A 16,125-nucleotide genomic window follows, 5' to 3' on the forward strand; every position below is an offset into this window, starting at 1 on the left:
GACCGCGAAGGCCGGGGCGCTGTCGCCGCGTGGCGGGTCAGGCCTGCTGGATGGCCGAGATCTCGACCTCGATGGTGACCTTGTCGGAGACAAGGAAGCCGCCGGTCTCGAGCGCGGCGTTCCAGGTCAGCCCGAAGTCGGAGCGGTTGACCTGCGTGGAGCCCTCGAAGCCGACGCGGGTGTTGCCGAAGGGGTCCTTGGCCGCGCCCTGGTACTCGAGCGGGATGGTGATGGAGCGGGTGGTCCCGGCGATGGTCAGGTCACCGGTGACCTCGACGACGTCGCCCTTGACCGCGTAGCCGGTGCCGACGAAGGTCCAGGTCGGGTACTCCTCGACGTGGAAGAAGTCGGCGGAGCGGACGTGCGCGTCGCGGTCGGCGTTGCGGGTGTTGATGGAGGCGGCGTCGATGGTGACGGTCAGCTGCGTCGCGGCGGGGTTGGCGGCGTCGACGATGGCCTGGCCCTCGAACTTCTCGAAGGAGCCGCGGACCTTGGTGACCATCGCGTGGCGGGTCACGAAGGACAGGGTGCTGTGGGTGGGATCGATGACGTAGGTGCCGTTGAGCTCGTTGAGGTTCATAGGTGTGGTCCTTTCTTGGCTGTGGACACCACACTACGTAGCCCTTGTTGAAATGTCAACTAGATGCTTGAAATTCTTCCTTTCCCTGCCTGGGCTCGGGCCCGGCGCCTGCCTCACGTGCCGACGCCTGTCCTTGAGCGCAGGCGTCACACTCGCGCCTGCCTCGCGCTCATGCGCCTGCGCTCTAAGCAGGCATCGGGAGATAGGACAGGCGCCGCGCTCGCACCTGCCTCGCGTTCATGCGCCTGCGCTCTAGAGCAGGCGCCGGGAGATAGGGCAGGCGCCGCGGGGGGGACGGCGACGGAGACGACGAGACCCGCCCCGGACGGGGGCGGGTCTCGGTGCGAGCCTCGATCAGCTGGTGTACGGGGGGCGATAACCGCCCGGCTCCTGCTGCGGCGGGGGCGCATCGGCGGGCTGGACGTCCGGCTGCTGCGCCCGCTGCGGGGGCTGGTATGGCTGCGCCCCGGCGTCGGTCCGCGGGGCCTGGATCTGCTGCTGCGACTCGGGGGCGGCGGCGGGTCGCTGGGAGATCTCCCCGAAGTTGACGTCGGGCGCCTGCCGCACGATCGGGTCGTTGACCTCGAAGTAGGTGGCCTTCTCGAACTTCGCGAAGCCCGCGATGATGTTACTCGGCACGGACTCGATCCGGGTGTTGTAGTCGCGGACGTTCGCATTGTAGAAGCGCCGCGACGCCGCGATCCGGTCCTCGGTGTCGGTCAGTTCGCGCTGCAGCTCGAGGAAGTTCGTGTTCGACTTCAGATCCGGGTACGCCTCGACCGAGACCAGCAGGTTGTGCACCGCGGTCGTCAGTTCGGCCTCGACGGCGGCGCGCTGTTCGCTGGGCTGGCCGTGGGTCTGCGTGGCGAGCGAGCGCGCCGTGTTGCGCAGCGCGGTGATCTGCTCGAGGGTGTTGCGCTCGTGCGCCGCGTAACCGCGGACGGTCTCGACGAGGTTGGGAATCAGCTCGTAGCGGCGGTTGAGTTCGACGTCGATCTGGCGCCAGGACTCCTGGATGAGGTTGCGGCTGCGCACGAAACCGTTGTACGCGCCCACCCCCCACAGGACCACGGCCAGCGCGAGGACCACCAGCACGATGAGGATGATCAGGACAGTGTCCACGGCAATGTCTCCTTGTTCGGTCGAGTTCACGGTAGCGCAGGCGGCGAATCAGGCGCAGCAACGCCAGCCAGCTCAGGCGCCCTGGTGGGCGTCCAGGAACTGGTACACCTCTGTGTCGTCGACGCCGGGGAAGGTGCCGGGCGGCAGCGCGGCCAGCAGGTGTGCGTGGGTGCGGGCGCTCGGCCACGCGTGACCCGACCATCGCGACGACAGGTCGGCCGGAGCGCGACGGCAGCACGTCGGATCGGGACACCGCGACACCGAGCGTTCGCGGGTGTCGCGGCCCCGGAACCACTTCGAGTCGCGATAGCGGACCCCGATCCCGGTGGAGAAGGCCCCCGTCGAGGTCTGCTCGACGCGTGCCGTGCACCAGAACGTGCCCGTCGGGGTGTCGGTGTACTGGTTGAACGCGTTGAACTTGTCCGCGACGTCGAAGACCTCGCGCGATGTCCAGTACCGGCAGGCGGGCTGGCCCTCGATGGCCCCCAGGTTGTCCTTGGGGAACGCGACGCCGTCGTTCTCGTACGCCTTGTAGATGGTCCCCGATTCGTGGACGCGTTGGAAGTGGACCGGGATGTCCAGGTGCACGGTCGCGAGGTTGGTGAACCGGTGCGCCGCGGCCTCGTAGCTGACCGCGAAGGCGTCGCGGAGGTCCTCGAGCGCCAGCTCGCGGCGCGCCTTGGCCTCCTGCAGGAAGCGGACGGTGGGCTCCTCAGGCAGCAGGAGAGCGGCGGCGAAGTAGTTCGTCTCGATCCGCTGCCGGAGGAACTCGCCGTAGTTCGCGGGCGGGGCATGCCCGAGGATGTGGTGCCCCAGCGCCTGCAGGAGGACCGAGCGCGGCTCGTGCTCGCGGGAACTGCTGGTCGGCAGATAGATCCGCTTGGACCTCAGGTCCATGACCGACCTCGTGGAGTGCGGCAGGTCGCCGACGTGGTGCAGCGTGAACCCCAGGTGCGCCGTGATCTCCCCGATGAGGTGCTGCGACAGCGGGCCCGCCACGTAGCCGCACCGTCGCAGCAGCGTGGCGGCCTCCTGCTCGATCGTGCCGAAGTAGTTGTCGCGCGCCCTCATCTCGTCGCGCAGCTGGGCGTTGGCGCGCCGCGCCTCCTCGGGGGTGGCCATGCGCTCGGCGGCGTCGTGCGCCAGTTCCCGGTGCAGCGCCACCAGCGCCTCGAGGACCTCCATCGGCATGCGGGGCGAGATCCGCACGACAGGCAGCCCCTTCGCCCTGGCCAGGGGCGAACGCATCAGCCGCTCGAGTTCGATCTCCAGCTGGGCGCGCCGGCTCGGCACGGCGGCGGTGAGGTCGCCGAGCGTCGCGCCGTAGACGGCCGCCAGGCGTTGCAGGTGGGAGACCTTGGCCTCGCGTTTCCCGTTCTCCAGCAGCGACAGCTGCGACGACGCGAGTCCCGCCGCCTCGGCGACCTGGGCCAGCGTCAGGCCGCGCTCCTTGCGCAGGTGGCGCAGGCGGCGGCCGAGGGAAAAGGGGTCGAAAGAGCCGGGTTCCTGCCCGGCAGGGGCGGGGGTGTCGTCGTCGACAGTCACGAAGTTGACAGTAGCGGAATTTCTGCGTTTCTTCACCGGGAATTTCTTCTCAACTGTCGGATGCGGGGGCCGACGATGGGTCCATCACCCGACGACGAGGCGAGCAGTGAAGCCGCCACCACCGGAAAGGACCACCCCGATGACCGACCCGATGTCCGCAGAACTCCTCAAGTACGACTGGAAGATCAACCCCCGCTGGAGCAACGTCCAGCGCGACTACAGCGCCGAGGACGTCGTCCGGCTCCGCGGGCGAGTCCAGGAGGAGCACACGCTCGCCCGTCGCGGTGCAGAGCGCCTCTGGGAACAGCTGCACAGCGAGGACTTCGTCAATGCGTTGGGCGCGCTGACCGGCAACCAGGCCGTCCAGCAGGTGAAGGCCGGCCTCAAGGCCATCTACCTGTCGGGCTGGCAGGTCGCCGCCGACGCCAACCTCTCGGGCCACACCTACCCCGACCAGTCGCTCTACCCCGCCAACTCCGTTCCGCAGGTGGTCCGGCGCATCAACAACGCCCTGCTGCGCGCTGACCAGATCGAGCACGCCGAAGGCATCCGCACCGTCGAGGACTGGCTCGTCCCCATCGTCGCCGACGCCGAGGCCGGCTTCGGCGGCACGCTCAACGCCTACGAGCTCATGAAGGCCATGATCGCGTCCGGCGCCGCGGGCGTGCACTGGGAGGACCAGCTGGCGTCGGAGAAGAAGTGCGGCCACCTCGGCGGCAAGGTGCTGATCCCGACCCAGCAGCACGAGCGGACCCTGAACGCCGCCCGCCTCGCCGCTGACGTCGCGGGCGTCCCGACGGTGATCATCGCCCGCACCGACGCCGAGGCCGCGACGCTGCTCACCTCCGACGTCGACGAGCGCGACCGCGAGTTCCTCACCGGCGAGCGCACGAGCGAGGGCTTCCACAAGGTCCGGCCCGGCATGGAGCCCAGCATCGCCCGCGGCAAGGCCTACGCGAAGTACGCCGACCTGCTCTGGATGGAGACCGGCGTCCCCGACCTGGAGGCGGCCCGCACGTTCGCCGAGGCCATCAAGGCGGAGCACCCCGACCAGCTGCTGGCCTACAACTGCTCCCCGTCGTTCAACTGGCGCAAGCACCTCGACGACGCCACCATCGCGAAGTTCCAGCGCGAACTGGGCGCCATGGGCTACGCCTTCCAGTTCATCACGCTGGCCGGCTTCCACGCCCTCAACTACTCGATGTTCGACCTGGCGCAGGGCTACGCCACCCGCCAGATGAGCGCCTACGTCGAGTTGCAGGAGCGCGAGTTCGCCGCCGAGGAGCGCGGCTACACCGCGACCCGGCACCAGCGTGAGGTCGGCACCGGCTACTTCGACACCATCGCCGCCGCCATCAACCCCGCCAGCTCGACCACGGCACTCGAGGACTCCACCGAGTCCGCGCAGTTCTGACCCCACCCACCTCGATCCCCGAAGGAGCACCGCCATGACGATGACCATCACAGCGCCCGCCATGCACGCCACCCACGCCCCCGTCGGGCGGCTGTGGGTGGACCGCACCCTCGTCGACTTCCTCGACCGGGAGGCCCTGCCCGTGGCAGGCGTGGACCGGGAGCGCTTCTGGGCGGGGTTCGAGGAGGTCTTCGACCGGTTCACCGGCCGCAACCGCGCACTGCTGGAGGAGCGGCGGCGCCTCCAGCAGGCCATCAACGAGTTCCACCGCGCCCATCCCGGACGGCCCGACGCGGGCCACTACCGCAGCTTCCTCACCCGGATCGGCTATCTGCTCCCCGAGGCAACCGAGGTCGCCGCGCGGACCACGGGCGTCGACCGGGAGATCGCCGAGGTCGCAGGCCCGCAGCTCGTCGTCCCCGTCACGAACCGCCGATTCGCGATCAACGCCGCGAACGCGCGCTGGGGGTCGCTGTACGACGCCCTCTACGGCACCGACGTCATCGACGACGGCGACGGCGCCGGCCGGGAGGGTCGCTACAACCCGGTCCGGGGCGCGAAGGTCATCGCCTGGGCACGCGAGTTCCTCGACGCCGTCGCGCCGCTGGCGTCCGGTTCGCACACCGACGTGGCCGGTTACCGGGCCGGCCGGGTGTTCGAGGCGATGCTGTCGTCCGGGCAGATCGTCGGCCTTGCCGACCCCGACACGTATGCGGGCTTCCAGGGCGAGCCCGGCGCCCCGGACGCGATCCTGCTCGCCCACCACGGCCTCCACCTCGAACTGCGGATCGACCGGCAGGGCCGCATCGGCCGCGAGGATCCGGCCGGCATCGATGACATCGTCCTCGAGTCCGCGGTCACCGCGATCATGGACTTCGAGGACTCCGTGGCCACCGTCGACGGGCCGGACAAGGTCGTCGCGTACCGCACGTGGCTGCAGCTCAACGACGGCACGGCGATCGAGGAGATGAGCAAGGGCGGGCGGCAGTTCACCCGGACGCTGGCCGACGACCGCCGCTTCACTCGTCCCGACGGGACGGAGTTGCGGCTGCCGGGACGCGCGCTGATGCTGTGCCGCAACGTCGGCCACCTCATGACGACGCCCGCGGTCCTCGACGACGAGGGGCAGGAGCTGCCCGAGGGGATCCTCGACGCGCTCGTCACCAGCCTGTGCGCCATGCCCGGCCTCCGGGCCGACGCCCGGCGCGCCAACTCCCGCACCGGCTCGATCTACATCGTCAAGCCGAAGCAGCACGGCCCGGACGAGGTCGCGTTCACCTCCGACCTCTTCGCCGCCGTTGAGGACGTCCTCGGCCTGCCGCGCACCACGCTGAAGATGGGCATCATGGACGAAGAGCGGCGCACGACGGTGAACCTCGCGGCCTGCATCGCCCAGGCTGCGGACCGGATCATCTTCATCAACACCGGGTTCCTCGACCGCACCGGCGACGAGATCCACACCTCGATGGAGGCCGGGCCGATGATCCGCAAGGCCGAGATGAAGCAGGCGGCCTGGATGCGGGCCTACGAGGACTGGAACGTCGACGTCGGCATCGCGTGCGGCCTCCCCGGGCGGGCGCAGATCGGCAAGGGGATGTGGGCGAAGACGGACCTCATGGCCGAGATGGTCGCCGAGAAGATCGGGCATCCCGCCTCGGGCGCGACGACGGCGTGGGTCCCCTCCCCCACCGCGGCCACCCTGCACGCGACGCACTACCACCGCGTCGACGCCAGGGAGCGGCAGGCGGGCATCGCGGCCGGCGGGGGCCGCGCCACCCGCGACGACCTGCTGGAGATTCCCCTGGCCACCAGCACCCGCTGGAGCCCCGAGGAGCGGCAGGAGGAGGTCGACAACTCGTGCCAGTCGATCCTCGGCTATGTCGTGCGGTGGATCGATCAGGGCGTCGGTTGCTCCAAGGTGCCCGACATCACCGACACCTCGCTCATGGAGGACCGGGCCACGTGCCGCATCAGCTCGCAGATGCTCGCCAACTGGATCCGGCACGGGATCGTCTCGGAGCAGTACGTGCTGCAGTCGCTCAAGCGGATGGCGGCGGTCGTGGACGCCCAGAACGCGGGCGACCGCACCTATCGCCCGATGACGCCCCGCGAGGGCGGCTCGTTCGAGGACTCGATCGCCTGGTGCGCGGCGCGGGACCTGGTGGTCCAGGGGACGTGGTCGCCGTCGGGCTACACGGAGCCGATCCTGCATCGCAGGCGGCGCGAGTACAAGGCGCGCTACCGGCTCAGCTGAGTCCCAGATCCGCCAGATCGACCGCGTAGCGGTACTCGAGACCGGCGTCGCCGACCCGTTCGGCGGCGCCGGTTCCGCGGTCGACGACGACCGCCACCGCGACCACCTCACCCCCCGCCTCGCGCACGGCCTCGACCGCGGTGAGGGCCGAGCCGCCCGTCGTGGATGTGTCCTCGACGACCAGCACCCGCCGCCCCGCGACGTCGGTGCCCTCGATGCGACGCTGCATGCCGTGTTCCTTGGCGGACTTCCGCACGACGAAGGCGTCGAGCCGGCCGCCGGCAGCCGCGCGCGCGTGCAGCATCGCCGTCGCGACGGGGTCCGCGCCGAGGGTCAGGCCGCCGACGGCGTCGAAGTCGAGGTCCGCGACCAGCTCGTTCATGACGCGCCCCACCAGGGGCGAGGCGGCGCCGTCGAGCGTGACGCGGCGCATGTCGATGTAGTAGTCGGCCTCCTTGCCTGAGGCAAGGGTCACGCGGCCGTGCACGACGGCCAGGTCCTTGATGTGGGCGATGAGGTCGCTGCGATCGGTCATCTCGTGGTTTCCGCTTTCTCCAGGACGCCGAAGCCGACGCTGCGGTCCGGCGTGTCGATGAGGTCTTCGTGGGTGGTCAGGGTGAGCAGTGCCTGGCTGGGCACCGTATCGGGCTCGCCGGGCACCGGGTCGAGGACCCAGGACTCGTCGGCCTGGACGGTGAGTTCCGCGGGGGCGAGCACGATGCGGTAGGTGAACGTGGCGGTGGCCGTGTCGATGATCACCTCGTCGCCCTCCCGCAGCTCGAGGAGCCGCTCGAACGGCGCCCCGTTCGTCAGCCGGAGCCCTGCAATGGCCGTGTTGCCGACCTGGCCGGGCAGCGCCGTCGACGGGTACCAGCCGACGGCCTCCGTCAGCAGGCGGCCCTCGACGCCGGACACGACGGGCCATTCGACGCCGAGCGAGGGGATGCGCAGGATCCACGCTGCCTCGCCGGGCTCAGGGAGTGCGGGGACGGGGACCTGGGGGTCGGCGTCGGGTGCGTCGGGCGTCGGGGTGGGGGTCGGTGTCGCGGCGGCCCAGGAGGCGCGGAGCTCGGCGACGGTGCCGGCGGCGCGGTCGCGGGCCAGCCAGGTGGTGCCGTAGACCTGCCACGCGAGGTATCCGCCGGCGGCCAGGAGCGCCGTGACCACCGCGATGGCCACGAGCACGGCCGGGGACAGCCGACGGCGGGAGCGCGTGACACTCGCGCCGTCGGCGGCCCGCTTGGCTTCCATGCGGCCCATTCTTCCCTACCCGCCCGGGCCGGCGGACCGTCAGCCCTCGGCGACGCCCGCGGAGTCGAACGTGGCCATCTCGCTGAGGATGCGGGCCGCGGCCTGGACGGTCGGCAGCGCCAGGGCAGCGCCGGTGCCCTCGCCGAGGCGCAGGTCGAGGTCCACCAGCGGCTGGAGGTCCAGCCAGGTGAGGGCGGCCTTGATGCCGGGCTCCACGCCGGCGTGCCCCGCGATGAGGTAGCCGGTGACCGACTCGTCGAACCCGGCCGCGACGCAGGCCGCGGAGGCCGCGATGACGCCGTCGATGATGACGGGGATCCGGCGGGCCGCCGCGCCGAGGATGAAGCCCGCCAGCGCGGCGTGCTCGAGCCCGCCGACAGCCGCGAGGACTCCCAGCGGGTCCGCCGGATCCGGACGGTGAAGGGTGAGGGCGTCGTCGATGACCCGGACCTTCCTGGTCAGCATGTCGTCGTCGGCCCCCGCCCCGCGTCCGGTGACGGTCGTGACATGCAGGCGGGAGAACACGGCGATCAGCGCGCTGGCCGGCGTGGTGTTGCCGATCCCCATCTCGCCGGTGAGCAGCACGTCGGCGCCGGCGTCGATGGCCTCGTTCGCGGCCTCGATGCCGACCTCGAGGGCGGCGCGGGCCTCGTCGCGGGTGAGTGCGGGTTCGACGGTGAAGTCGCGGGTCCCGCGGCGCACGTTCCGGGCGCGGATCCCGGGGTGCTCGGGCACCTCGGCCGCGACGCCGACGTCGGTCACCCACACCTCGGCCCCGACCTGCCGGGCGATCGCGTTGATGGCCGCGCCCCCGGACGCGATGTTGAGCGCCATCTGGACCGTGACCTCCTGCGGCCAGGGGCTGACGCCCTGAGCGCAGACGCCGTGGTCGCCGGCGAACAGGCCGATGACCGCCCGGGCCGGGAGCGGCGGTGGGCAGGCGTCGGCGATGGCCGCGAGCCGGTTGCCGATCTCCTCCAACCGGCCGAGGCTGCCCGCCGGCTTGGTGAGGCGGAGCTGGCGCGCCTCCGCGGCGGCGAGCGCCTCCGCGGAGGCGGGGACGATGGCCGACAGGGTGTCGTCGAGCAGGGTCATGGGCGTCCTTTCGGGGATGGTTGGATGGAGCGGTGATCCTGATCCTGGGCGGCACCGCGGAGGGCCGCCGGCTGGCTGAGGCGCTGACCGGGCGCGCCGCGGTGCTGTCGCTGGCCGGCCGCACGCGCGACCCCCTGACCGCGGGCCAGGTGCGCCTGGGCGGGTTCGGCGGGGTCGAGGGCCTGCGCGGCTACCTGCGTGAGCACGGCGTGACGGCGGTCGTCGACGCCACCCACCCGTTCGCCGCCGTGATGTCGCGCAACGCCGCGGCCGCCTGCGCCGCCGAGGGCGTCGCGCTGCTGCGCCTGGTCCGCCCGAGTTGGGCGTCGCATCCGTCGGCGGGCAGCTGGCACTGGGTCGACGGGCATGGCGAGGCCGCCCGCCGCGCCGCCGCCCTGGGCGCCCGGCCCTTCCTCACCGTCGGCCGCCAGCACACCGCTGACTACGTCGCCGACCTCGCCGACGCGGACGTGCTGGCCCGGGTGGCCGAGCCGCCCGTCGCGTTCCTGCCCGCGCGGTGGACGCTCGTCACCAGCCGCGGGCCGTTCACGCTGGACGGCGAGCGGGAGCTCATGGCGGCGCACGGCATCGATGTCCTCGTCGCCAAGGACGCGGGCGGTGCGCACACCGACGCGAAGTTGAGCGTGGCCGCGGAGCGGGGCGCCGCCGTCGTCATGATCCGGCGGCCGGCGGCGCCCGCGGGGGTGCCCGAGGTGGCCGACGTCGCGGGCGCGCTGACCTGGCTGGGGTGAGCCGCTCACGGGTGGCCCCCGAGCTCTGCGAGGGCCGTTGCCAGGCGACGGTGGACGTCCGGGGTGCGGACGGCGAACCGCAGCCACGTCGGCCCGAGACCGGGGAACGTCTCGCCCCGGCGGACCGCGAACCCGCGCTCGGCCAGCGGTCCGCGCAGTGAGGACGCCGACAGCGCGGTGGTGTCGGCGAGCACGAACGGCGCCCGGCCCGGGACGACGGCGACGCCGACGTCGGTGAGGCGTACGGCGAGATCCTCCCGGGCGACGACGGCCTCGTCGGCCAGGCGTGCGGCCTCAGCGGTTGCGCGGGCGGAGGTGCAGGCCATGGCCGCGCGGATGGCCGGGGTGGACACCGACCAGGGTGGCTGCTGGGCGGCGAGGCGCTCGATGAGGGCGGGGTCGCCGACGACGTAGCCGATCCGCAGCCCTGCCAGCCCCCAGGTCTTGGTGAGCGAGCGCAGCACGAGCCGGCCGGGCATCGACGGCGCGATGAGGGTCTCCGGCTCGCCCGGCACCGCATCCATGAAGGCCTCGTCGACGACGAGTGTCGCGGCGGGGAGTGCGGCGAGGTCGTCGGCGCGGTGCAGGACGCCGGTGGGGTTCGTGGGGTTGCCGACGATCGTGAGCTCACCGGCCGGAACCTGTGAGGGGATGAGCCGGAAGCCGGTGTCGCGGCTGAGGACGTGGCGGCGGGGGTCGCGGCCGGCGGCGCGGAGCGCGGCCTCGGGTTCGGTGAACTGGGGGTGGACGATGAGAGCGTCGCCGGGGAGCGCCCGTGCGATGAGGGTGAACGCCTCTGCGGCGCCCGCGACGGGTAGGACCATGGCGGGGTCGACGCCGTGGTGCGCGGCGAGGGCGTCGCGGGCGGGGGTGGGGTCGGGGTAGGCGGCGAGGTCGATGTCGCCGAAGATCTCCTCGGCCAGCCAGGCCGGGGTGGTGGGGACGCGGACGTTGACGGCGAGGTCGATGAGGCCGGGGGCGAGGTCGCGGTCCCCGTGGTGCAGCAGGTCCGGCTCCGGCCCCGGCGGGGGGTTGGGTTTGAGCAGATGGCACGACTCAACGTCGAAATCGGGCCGTGTTAGCGCTCTCGTCCGCGTCGAGTCGTGCCATCTGCTCAAACCCTCACCGGCACCGAGCGCGGGATAGCGATGGACCGCGTCGGCGAAGCGCTGGGCCACCTGGGGGTGGCCCGCCCAGTGGACGTGGAGGTACGACGCGTGGAGGTTCTCCCCCGCGACGCCGTCCGCCCTGCCGTCCAACAGCCACGCCGACTTTGCGGCCCCCGCCAGGGTCACCGTCGTGCGATGGAACTCGTGCCCGGTCACCTCCTCGCCGGTGCGTCCCAGCAGCGTGGGCCGATCCGACACCGCGACCCGGTAGCCCATCGTCAACCGCGGACCCATCGCCGCGTCAGCCTCGACGGCGCCCACCATCGGCCGCCCGTCCAGGCTGCGGCACAGGTACAGCAGCCCGGCGCACTCCGCGATCGTCGGCAGCCCGCCCGCGACCGACTCCCGGATCTCCGTCATCAACGCCTCGTTGGCCGCCAACTCGCCGGCGTACACCTCGGGGAACCCGCCACCGAGCCACAGCCCGGCCGTCCCTGCCGGGAGCGCCGAGTCGACGAGCGGGTCGAACTCCACCACCCGACACCCAGCGGCGGCGAGCAGTTCGTCGGTCTCCGGGTACCGGAACGTGAACGCCCGCCCCCCGGCCACGGCCACCACCGGCCGCCGGTCCGACGGCGGCGACACCTCCCGCGCCGGATCCCACGCCACGACGTCCAGCGCCGGCGCCGCCGCGGCCACCGCCAGCAACGCAGCCACGTCCACGTGCGCGGCCACCACGTCGCCCATCGCCGCGACCCTCGAGTCGTCGCGTTCCGCCACCGGCACCAGCCCCAGGTGCCGCGACGGCGCCTCGATATCCAACGCCTTCGGCAGCACCCCCAGCACCGGCAGCCCCACCTCCTCGACGGCGGCGCGGGCCTCCGCGGCGTGCCGAACGCTCCCCACCTGGTTGAGGATCACCCCCGCCACGCGCACGCGGGGATCGAACCGCGCCATCCCCAGCGCCACCGCGCCGACGCTCCGCGACGTGTGCCGGGCGTCGATCACCAGCACCACGGGCGCGTCCAGCAGCCGGGCTACGTGCGCCGTCGACCCGAACCCGCCGGTGCCGAGGCGTCCGTCGAACAGCCCCATCACGCCCTCGATCACCGCGACATCCGCACCCGCCGCACCGTGCGCGAACAGCGCCCCGATCCGCTCTTCTCCGCACAGGAAGGGGTCGAGGTTCCGGCCCGGCCGGCCGGTGGCGAGGCCGTGGTAGCCGGGGTCGATGTAGTCCGGCCCCACCTTGAACGGCGCCACCTCCAGCCCGCGCGCCCGCAGCGCGGCCATCAGCCCGGTGGCCACCGTCGTCTTCCCCTGCCCCGACGACGGCGCCGCGATCACCAGCCGGCTCACCATTCGATACCCGCCTGACCGCGCTGGCCCTGCTGGAAGGGGTGCTTGACGAGGGCCATCTCGGTGACGAGGTCCGCGGCGTCGATCAACTCCTGCGGGCATCGTCGGCCCGTGATCACCACGTGCTGGCGCCCCGGCCGCGACCCCAGCGCCTCCACCACCTCGGAGACGTCGATCCAGCCCCACGCCAGCGGGTAGGTGAACTCGTCGAGCAGCCAGAAGCGGTGCCGCTCCTCCGCCAGGCCCTGGCGGATGCTGCGCCAGCCCTCCCGGGCCTGCTCGGCCGGGTCGACGGCGGTGTGTGCCCGCGACCAAGACCAGCCGGTGCCCATCTTCTCCCAGGTCAGCCCGCCGCGCTCCGGCAGCGAGGCGAACGCCTCCTGTTCCCCGGTGCGCCACTTGGCGGACTTCACGAACTGGTAGACGCCCACGTCCCAGCCCTGCGCCCACGAGCGCAGCGCCATCCCGAGGGCGGCGGTGGTCTTGCCTTTGCCGTCGCCGGTGTGGACCGCGACGATCGGCCGCTGCCGCAGCTCGCGCGTGGTGGGCGCGCTCACCGCGACCCCTCCACGAGGTGCCCCCAGCTGACGACGGCGCGCGCGGGCGTCCAGCCCAGCAGGCGGCCGATGGGCGCGGCGTGCTCGTGGTGCAGCCGGGCGAGCTGCCCGCCCCACCGTCGGTACGCCGCGACGCACACCTCCTCGGCCTCCACCGTCACCCCGTGCACGACGATCCGGCCCCCGGCCGGCAACGCGTCGACGGCCCGCTCCACCAGCGACGAGGTAGCTCCCCCGCCGATGAACACCGCGTCCGGCCGGGGCAGGCCATCCAGCGCCTCCGCGACACCGGCCTCCACCAGCCGCACCGCCCCCGCGGGCGCCAGCCGGGCCGCGTTCGCCGCGACCCTCGCCGCCCGCTCCGGCACCCGTTCGACGGCGACCGCCCGGGCCCCGTCGGCCGCCCGGCACCACTCGATGGCCACCGAGCCGGCCCCCGCGCCGAGGTCCCACAGCAGCTCCCCGGCCCGCGGGCGGAGCAGCGCCAGCGCGCATGCGCGGATGTGCCGCTTCGTGATAAGGCCGTCGTGTTCGAAGACATCGTCGGGGAGGCCGGGCGTGCGGCCCAGGAGGGCGCCGTCGGGGTCGGTGATCATGAGCGGGATCCTTCCGGGAGGAGCGCGACGAGCTGGTCGAGGTCGCGGGGGGCGCCGGGCAGGCCGAGGCGCGCGGCCAGCTCCAACGGCCAGGGGCGGCGGAGGTGGGCATCGCGGAGGAGGACCTCGTCGCCGAGCAGCGACGGCGGCCCCTGCGCCACGCGGCCTTCCACCACCACGGCCACCTCGTCTGCCCAGGCCAGGGCGAGGTCGACGTCGTGGGTGGCCAGTACGATGCCGGCGTGCAGGCCGGCCAGGGTGGCCAGCAGGTCGGAGACCCCGGCGGGGTCGAGCCCGGCCGTCGGCTCGTCGAGGAGCAGGACGTCCGGCCGCATCGCCACCGCGCCCGCCAGGGCCACGCGCTTGCGCTCGCCGAAGCTCAGCTGGTGCGTGGGGCGGGCGGCGAGGTGGGCGATGCCGAGCAGCGCGAGGGCCTCATCGGTGCGGGCGCGGGCGTCGTCGTCGCTGAGTCCGAGGTTGAGCGGGCCGAACGAGACGTCCTGGGTGACATCGGCGGAGAAGAGCTGGTCGTCCGGGTCCTGCAGCACCAGCTGGATGCGTCGACGGTGCGCCCGCAGCGCGGCCCGCGTGTGGGCGAGCGGCTGCCCGTCGAGGGTGACCCGGCCGTCGGCGGGGCGCAGCGCCCCGGCCAGGCACTGGAGCAGCGTGGTCTTGCCCGAGCCGTTGGCGCCGAGCAGCGCCACCCGTCGCCCGGGGGCGACGGCGAGGCTCGCCCCCGTCAACACGGCAGGCCCGCCCGGATACCCGACGACAACTCCCTCTGCCCTCAGCATCACGCCACCGCCCAGCAGGCCAGCCAGATGCCCACGACGAGGGCGGCGCCCGCTCCCAGGCCCCAGCCGCCGGCGCGGCCCACGGGCCGCAGCGTCGGCAGCGACTCCTCATAGCCGCGCAACTCCAGGCCCGCCTGCAGCCGGGTGGCGCGGCGCCAGCTCATGAGCAACACGGTGCCGACGCCGTCGACCGCGGACCGGAACCGGCGCCGGAGCGGCGCATCGCCCCCGAGCCGGGCGGCCTGCGCCGCCTGTAGCGCCAGCGCACTGCTGAGCAGCACGAACAGCAGCCGATACATCAGCTCGGCGACCTCCAGCAGCGGGCCGGGGATGCCGCGACGGTGCAGCCAGCCCAGCACGTCGACCATCGGCGTGGTGGTGGCCAGCAGCAGCACCGCCAACGTCCCCGCGACGCCATGCGCGAGCATCTCAGCCGCCCTGAGCCCGCCCTCGGCGGTGACGCGCAGCCCGTCGCCCACCTCGACCGCGAGCGGCAGCGCCCCCACCACGAGGAACGCCAGTGGAGGCAGCGCGACGGCGGCCACCAGCCCCGGCCGGATGCGCGCCGGGCCGAGCATGAGGACCAGCGACGCCCCCGCCACCAGCAGGCTCCCGGGCCAGGCAGGGGTGAGCAGAGCGGTCAGCACGAGCGCGGCAGCGAGCCCCACCTTGTGCCCCACCGCGATCCGGCGCCACGGCCCGGCCCAGGCGGCGTCGTCGACGGCGGTGACGTGGACGCTCACGACCGGCGCCGAGCCGTCAACCGGCCGAGGACGAAGCCCAGCAGGATCCCTCCCAAGCCCGCCTGGAGCGCGAAGAGCCCCGACTCGAGCTCGGGGCTCCCCGGCCGGAACAGCGGCTCGAGCCACGGCACGCCACCGGTCAGCTCCCCCGCGGCGGCGTCGCTGCCCAGGAACTCCGCCCCGGTCGGGGCCAGCGCCAGGCTGCCGAGGTACACCCCGACGATGGCGACGACGAGCGCCAGCCCGATCCAGATGTCGCGACGGCTAAACACCGGCGTCCTCCTTGAGCAGACCCAGCCGGGCCAACTCCGGGCGCGCCGCACGCGTCAGGAACCCGACCAGCAGCACCCCCAGCAGCCCCTCCGCGACCGCCAGGGGGACCTGCGTGACCGCGAACAGCGCGAGGAACTTCACCAGCGCGCCCCCCAGCCCACTCGTCGGATCCGGGTACGCCAGCGCCAGCTGCAGCGACGTCACGGCGTACGTCGCGATGTTCGCCACCGCCATCGCCAGGAACACCGACGCCCACAGCGGGGCCGACAGCCGCGACGCGGCCCGGTACACCCCGTACGCCGCCCACGGCCCGACGATTGCCATCGAGAACACATTCGCCCCGAGCGTCGTCAGCCCGCCGTGGGCGAGCAGCGTCGCCTGGAACAGCAGCACCAGCGTGCCGAGGAACGCCATCACCGGCGGCCTGAGCAGCACCGCCCCCAGGCCTGTCCCCGTCGGATGCGACGAGCTTCCGGTGATCGACGGCAGCTTCAGGGCGCTGACCACCAGCGTGAACGCCCCCGCGGCGGCGAGGATCAGCTTGCGTTCCGGGTGCTCGCGCACCGTGGTGAGCACGGCGCGGGCACCGTGGACGACGAACGGGGTGGACGCAGCCAGCCAGGCCGCGCAGTGCAACGGGGGAAGCATCCCCTCGGCGATGTGCATCGCTCTCTCAGGTCC

Annotated in this window: 16 protein-coding genes; 3 read left to right on the top strand and 13 right to left on the bottom strand. The window is 72.9% G+C overall.

Annotation, left to right across the window (positions count from 1 at the left end; all coding sequences use genetic code 11):
- Positions 1–37: 37 nt before the first annotated feature.
- The 3 genes from BCR15_RS07535 to BCR15_RS07545 form a co-directional block, all read right to left on the bottom strand.
- Positions 38–580 carry a YceI family protein gene (locus tag BCR15_RS07535; protein WP_068751588.1) on the bottom strand — a complete coding sequence of 181 codons (543 nt, stop codon included), beginning with the start codon at positions 578–580 and terminating at the stop codon, positions 38–40.
- Positions 581–934: 354 nt separating this feature from the next.
- Positions 935–1,702, bottom strand: coding sequence for a LemA family protein (locus BCR15_RS07540; RefSeq protein WP_141680069.1), 768 nt, complete (start codon positions 1,700–1,702; stop codon positions 935–937).
- 72 nt (positions 1,703–1,774) lie between these two features.
- Positions 1,775–3,247 carry a helix-turn-helix transcriptional regulator gene (locus BCR15_RS07545; protein WP_068751589.1) on the bottom strand — a complete coding sequence of 491 codons (1,473 nt, stop codon included), beginning with the start codon at positions 3,245–3,247 and terminating at the stop codon, positions 1,775–1,777.
- 139 nt (positions 3,248–3,386) lie between these two features.
- Here BCR15_RS07545 and aceA point away from each other — a divergent pair, with 139 nt between their 5' ends.
- Together aceA and BCR15_RS07555 are read left to right on the top strand one after the other, a co-directional pair.
- Positions 3,387–4,661, top strand: coding sequence for an isocitrate lyase (gene aceA, locus BCR15_RS07550; protein WP_068751590.1), 1,275 nt, complete (start codon positions 3,387–3,389; stop codon positions 4,659–4,661).
- A gap of 34 nt (positions 4,662–4,695) precedes the next feature.
- Positions 4,696–6,915 (top strand): malate synthase G, encoded by a 2,220-nt coding sequence (locus BCR15_RS07555; protein ID WP_218058947.1) that lies wholly within the window; start codon positions 4,696–4,698, stop codon positions 6,913–6,915.
- On the opposite strand, the gene pyrE is transcribed toward BCR15_RS07555, so the two are convergent.
- Genes pyrE through cobT form a run of 3 tightly spaced genes read right to left on the bottom strand, consistent with a single transcriptional unit; the run spans position 6,908 to position 9,261 of the window.
- Positions 6,908–7,450 (bottom strand): orotate phosphoribosyltransferase, encoded by a 543-nt coding sequence (pyrE, locus tag BCR15_RS07560; RefSeq protein WP_068751591.1) that lies wholly within the window; start codon positions 7,448–7,450, stop codon positions 6,908–6,910. The two genes, BCR15_RS07555 and pyrE, sit on opposite strands and share 8 nt — an antisense overlap.
- A complete protein-coding gene (locus BCR15_RS07565) occupies positions 7,447–8,166 on the bottom strand; it encodes a sortase domain-containing protein (protein ID WP_068751592.1) in 720 nt (239 codons plus the stop codon). Before BCR15_RS07565 ends, pyrE begins: the two co-directional genes overlap by 4 nt.
- Positions 8,167–8,205: 39 nt before the next feature.
- Complete coding sequence (gene cobT / locus BCR15_RS07570; RefSeq protein WP_068751593.1) at positions 8,206–9,261, bottom strand: nicotinate-nucleotide--dimethylbenzimidazole phosphoribosyltransferase; 1,056 nt, start codon at positions 9,259–9,261, stop codon at positions 8,206–8,208.
- A gap of 32 nt (positions 9,262–9,293) precedes the next feature.
- Between cobT and BCR15_RS07575 the strand changes: the two genes are divergently transcribed.
- Positions 9,294–10,013, top strand: coding sequence for a cobalt-precorrin-6A reductase (locus BCR15_RS07575; RefSeq protein WP_068751594.1), 720 nt, complete (start codon positions 9,294–9,296; stop codon positions 10,011–10,013).
- A 5-nt stretch (positions 10,014–10,018) separates the two neighbouring features.
- Here BCR15_RS07575 and cobBC read toward each other — a convergent pair whose 3' ends face one another.
- From cobBC to BCR15_RS07610, 7 genes are read right to left on the bottom strand one after another with little or no spacing between them, the layout of a single operon-like run.
- Positions 10,019–12,484, bottom strand: a complete 2,466-nt coding sequence (gene cobBC / locus BCR15_RS07580) for a bifunctional hydrogenobyrinic acid a,c-diamide synthase/histidinol phosphate aminotransferase CobBC (protein ID WP_068751595.1) — start codon at positions 12,482–12,484, stop codon at positions 10,019–10,021.
- Positions 12,478–13,038, bottom strand: coding sequence for a cob(I)yrinic acid a,c-diamide adenosyltransferase (cobO, locus tag BCR15_RS14625; RefSeq protein ID WP_228383445.1), 561 nt, complete (start codon positions 13,036–13,038; stop codon positions 12,478–12,480). The genes cobBC and cobO overlap by 7 nt, the downstream gene beginning before the upstream one ends.
- Positions 13,035–13,634 (bottom strand): precorrin-6Y C5,15-methyltransferase (decarboxylating) subunit CbiT, encoded by a 600-nt coding sequence (cbiT, locus tag BCR15_RS14630; protein ID WP_068751596.1) that lies wholly within the window; start codon positions 13,632–13,634, stop codon positions 13,035–13,037. Before cbiT ends, cobO begins: the two co-directional genes overlap by 4 nt.
- Positions 13,631–14,443, bottom strand: a complete 813-nt coding sequence (locus tag BCR15_RS07595; RefSeq protein ID WP_385899145.1) for an energy-coupling factor ABC transporter ATP-binding protein — start codon at positions 14,441–14,443, stop codon at positions 13,631–13,633. The genes cbiT and BCR15_RS07595 overlap by 4 nt, the downstream gene beginning before the upstream one ends.
- Positions 14,428–15,171 carry a cobalt ECF transporter T component CbiQ gene (gene cbiQ, locus BCR15_RS07600; RefSeq protein WP_068751598.1) on the bottom strand — a complete coding sequence of 248 codons (744 nt, stop codon included), beginning with the start codon at positions 15,169–15,171 and terminating at the stop codon, positions 14,428–14,430. The genes BCR15_RS07595 and cbiQ overlap by 16 nt, the downstream gene beginning before the upstream one ends.
- Positions 15,168–15,443 carry an energy-coupling factor ABC transporter substrate-binding protein gene (locus BCR15_RS07605; RefSeq protein ID WP_068751599.1) on the bottom strand — a complete coding sequence of 92 codons (276 nt, stop codon included), beginning with the start codon at positions 15,441–15,443 and terminating at the stop codon, positions 15,168–15,170. Before BCR15_RS07605 ends, cbiQ begins: the two co-directional genes overlap by 4 nt.
- The gene (locus BCR15_RS07610; RefSeq protein ID WP_068751600.1) at positions 15,436–16,110 is read right to left on the bottom strand and encodes an energy-coupling factor ABC transporter permease; all 675 of its coding nucleotides are present in this window, start codon (positions 16,108–16,110) and stop codon (positions 15,436–15,438) included. The genes BCR15_RS07605 and BCR15_RS07610 overlap by 8 nt, the downstream gene beginning before the upstream one ends.
- Between the last annotated feature and the right edge of the window lie 15 nt (positions 16,111–16,125).

This window comes from Tessaracoccus lapidicaptus (assembly GCF_001693815.1).
In the GTDB taxonomy this organism is placed as follows: Bacteria; Actinomycetota; Actinomycetes; order Propionibacteriales; family Propionibacteriaceae; genus Arachnia; species Arachnia lapidicapta.